Origin of the sequence: Chitinibacter sp. GC72, from assembly GCF_009760905.1 — a bacterium.
Lineage (GTDB): Bacteria > Pseudomonadota > Gammaproteobacteria > Burkholderiales > Chitinibacteraceae > Chitinibacter.
The window spans coordinates 1-3230 of sequence record NZ_VIRW01000043.1 but is presented as its reverse complement, the minus strand read 5'-3'; the positions used below and the strand labels follow the sequence as shown (position 1 = coordinate 3230).

General features: G+C 48.7%; 3 protein-coding genes. All 3 read left to right on the top strand.

All coding sequences use genetic code 11. From position 1 onward, the window contains the following. The first annotated feature begins 635 nt into the window (after window positions 1–635). A complete protein-coding gene (locus tag FLS37_RS16575) occupies window positions 636–1823 on the top strand; it encodes a cation:proton antiporter (protein ID WP_157671068.1) in 1188 nt (395 codons plus the stop codon). A 1-nt stretch (window position 1824) separates the two neighbouring features. Further along, the gene (locus tag FLS37_RS16570; protein WP_157671067.1) at window positions 1825–2958 is read left to right on the top strand and encodes a YbdK family carboxylate-amine ligase; all 1134 of its coding nucleotides are present in this window, start codon (window positions 1825–1827) and stop codon (window positions 2956–2958) included. 132 nt (window positions 2959–3090) lie between these two features. Further along, window positions 3091–3230, top strand: a 140-nt coding sequence (locus tag FLS37_RS16565) for a transposase (RefSeq protein ID WP_198314525.1), incomplete at its 3' end; no start/stop codon positions are given.

The following is a 3230-nucleotide window of genomic DNA, read 5'->3' as shown; positions in this document are numbered from 1 at the left end:
ACTGTCCCGGTTCTGCCACTTGTGAATGGTATCGACGGAGACGTTATAGCGTGCAGCCAGTTCGGCCTGAGTGCCGGTCGCTTGCTGAATTTCCCTGCGAATGGCAGGCGTGGTGCGGGCGTTTTTGTGTAATTGGACGATCATGTTGTCTGGGCCTTGAGCGTTGCCAGAAGCTTACCTAAACTCTCGCGAGCTAGGGCAAGTTTCCAGATGCGTTTACTCAGGCAATCGTCCGGGATGCGACACATAAAAATGCGGTGATCTCTGATGCTGGTGACACGCAACGTGATCAACATATGCAAATGGTCGTAACCCATGTACGTATTGGCAGGCAGAAAAAGGTGGACTACAACTTACGCAATTATGCCGAACTGATCATGCAGCGGTTCAAGCGTATTTTTGGGAGTACGATGAAAGCACGTGCATTGCCTCTGCAAAAACGGAAGCATGGATCAGTGCGTACGCATTAAATGTCATGACCAATATTGGTATGCCGATATCAGTTAAGATCAAAATAGCGCGGGTGATGGCGAGTTTGGACTGAGTTTTATTTATTCAACAATGCCCTATCTTAGGCACGTTGCCGCCGACCATCATTACAGTATTAGCTTTTGATTTTTTTATGAGGCTGAGATATGTTTGATTTCCAGACTTTATTAACGGAAATGGCTTGGCCACTTACGATTCTGATCGCATGGTTCATGGGTGAGTATGGCTATCGTCTGGTAAAGCTACCGCGCATTAGCACGTATGCCATTGTTGGTTTCGCTTTAGCCTCATCACAGGCGGGTGTTTTGCCACAAGCTCAATCAACAGCAATGTTACTTTTAGTGAACATCGCATTTGGCTTGATTTTGTTTGAGTGTGGCTATCGCATCAATCTCCGCTGGCTACGGACTAATCCGTGGCTCGCGGCATCTAGCCTGACCGAAGCATTTTTAACCTTTGCGGCAGTCTATTTTCTAGCGAGCTGGTTTGAGCAATCGACACCAACCGCGCTGCTATTAGCGGCACTATCCATGGCTACTTCGCCCGCAACGATTGTGCGTGTCATCAACGAACAACGCAGTTCCGGGCAAGTCACCGAGCGTATCCTACATCTTTCGGCCATGAATAGTGTGCTGGCCGTGTTTGTTTTCAAAGTCATCGTCGGGTTGGTCGTATTTCGTACCTCTGGCAACCTATGGGAGGCAACATACAGCAGTTTGATCGTTCTATTTGCCTCCGTGGTGCTAGGAACAACGGTGGGCATTCTCGTTCCTGCCTTACTGCGTATCACTCAACGCACTAGCCATGACGGTACACTAGCATTCACGATTGCGATCATTTGCCTTGTCACATTGGCGCACAGCCTGAAGCTTTCCCCCGTACTAGCGGCACTGACGTTCGGTTTGATTGCTCGTCATCGTCGTGTTGCCTTAAATACATCACAGCGCGGATTCGGTGCTCTTGGTGATCTCTTATCTATATTGCTGTTTGTGTTCATCGCAGCAACACTTGAATGGCGGCAAGTTGTTAGCGGAATCGGTTTTGGACTTATGCTCATCGCAGTGCGCCAGATTGCAAAAATGGTTGGTATAAGCCTTTTCGCTTACATCAGTGGCACCTCATGGAGAAAGGGTGTGTTGATTGGAATGGCAACCGCTCCGATGTCTGCATTTGTGATTTTAGTATTGGAGCAGACTCGCTCTCTCGGTATTAATTTGGTAGATCAACTCGCACCGCTAGCAGCTGCAGCCATCACATTGGAAATACTAGGCCCTATTCTTATCCAGCGCGCCTTAATTTGGGCGCGTGAAGTGCCGGAAAGCAAGGAATCCTGACATGCCACTTGAAGCATTCAAAACATCGCAGGCGTTGAGTCTTGGGGTAGAGCTGGAGTTACAACTAGTCAGCCGGAGTGATTTCGACCTGACCGCCGCCAGCCCGGATATGTTCGAGTTATTGAGGCGCAAGCCATTCCCTGGTGTTGTGACCCCTGAAATTACTGAAAGCATGATTGAGATCGCTACCGATGTTCATACCGATTATTCAACGCTGCGGGCGCAACTTCTGGAAATCCGCGATACGCTTATTCACGCAGGAGATAGACTCAATATCGGAATTTGTGGTGGCGGCACCCACCCCTTTCAACAATGGTCGGAACGCCGCATTTTTAAAAAGCCGCGATTCGCAGAAGTGTCTGCACTATATGGTTATCTCACCAAACAGTTCACCATTTTCGGCCAACACATCCATGTTGGGTGTTCCAGTGCAGATGAAGCACTTTTTCTGCTGCACGCATTGAACCGCTATGTTCCTCACTTCATCGCTTTATCAGCGTCTTCCCCTTTCGTGCAAGGCAGTGACACTTTGTTTAACTCCGCGCGCCTGAACTCTGTATTCGCCTTTCCACTCAGTGGCCGCGCGCCGTTCCTGTTGAACTGGGAAGATTTTGCACAGCAGTATTTCGCCAAAATGGAACTCACTGGGGTCGTCAAAAGCATGAAGGACTTCTATTGGGATATTCGGCCAAAACCGGAATATGGAACCATTGAACTGCGCGTCTGCGACACGCCGCTAACGGTTGAAAGTGCTGCTGCCTTGGCGTGCTACCTCCAGGCTCTCTGTAAATATTTATTAGAGCGCAATGAACCTGCCCCTGCTGAAGATGACTATCTCGTATACAACTACAATCGCTTTCAAGCGTGCCGCTTCGGTCTGGATGGCACAACCGTACATCCTAAATCCTATGAACAAGTGCCACTGCGCGAAGACATTCTGAACACAATACGACTTATCCAGCCGCATGCGGATACCTTGGGTTGCTCGTCTGCGCTTGAACATATCTATCGGATCGCACATGAAGGGAGCGATGCAAGCTATTTGCGTCATGAATTCACTCAGCGCGGGAATGTGGAAGGTATGGTCGATTCGGCATTACAACGGTTTCGGCATCAATATATCGGCCAAAACTGAGATTTTTTCTCATATATAGCTACTTTAATTAATCTGAGGTAAACCCCCGGCTTTGCCGGGGGACTCACCAAGGTTTGACCTATACAACGGTCATTGTGAAGCTCCGATCTCGACCAAGAGAAGGAGTTTCAAATGAAAGAGTATCAAAGTCTGAGCCATACGCGTTGGGATTGTAAATATCACGTGGTGTTTATCCCCAAGGCGAGAAAGAAGCGATTATTCGGCGCATTGCGCCGTAATCTTGGGGTTATTTTCCATGAGCTGGCACAGCA

Excerpts from the sequence above, each read along its gene's own strand:
- FLS37_RS16570 (WP_157671067.1), top strand. The coding sequence starts at position 1,825 with ATGCCACTTGAAGCATTCAAAACATCGCAGGCGTTGAGTCTTGGGGTA.
- FLS37_RS16575 (WP_157671068.1), top strand. The coding sequence starts at position 636 with ATGTTTGATTTCCAGACTTTATTAACGGAAATGGCTTGGCCACTTACG.